At 58.4% G+C, this 298-nt stretch carries 1 pseudogene; it reads left to right on the plus strand.

The window, feature by feature from the left end:
• Positions 1–251 (plus strand): annotated as a pseudogene (locus tag A3764_RS25845) (TniQ family protein); the annotation flags it as partial.
• Positions 252–298 lie beyond the last annotated feature (47 nt).

The raw sequence follows: 298 nt of genomic DNA on the forward strand, positions 1-298 counted from the left end.
GTGGAGACCCTTTCTTCGCGCTTCAAAGCCCCCGCCCGAACATAAGGCTCTTCTGCCTTGCCGCCATTGCCTCCGCCCAATCACGTCCACTGGTAAAGGCTGCGTTGTGCAGCATGGACATCGACGTCTACGCACGAGTTGCCCTGCTTCGCGCCTACGATAAGGAGCCCCGACTGCTTGCAACCGTCGACCAGATTGCTCAGCGGATGCGACTACGCGTCGGCGGTTCAGCCACCTCATCTCAAATTTAAGGGCAAGAAAGGCCGGAAAACGCGCCGTGTCTCGGATTTAAGGGCAA

This window comes from Sulfitobacter sp. HI0129 (assembly GCF_001635395.1).
Classification (GTDB): domain Bacteria; phylum Pseudomonadota; class Alphaproteobacteria; order Rhodobacterales; family Rhodobacteraceae; genus Sulfitobacter.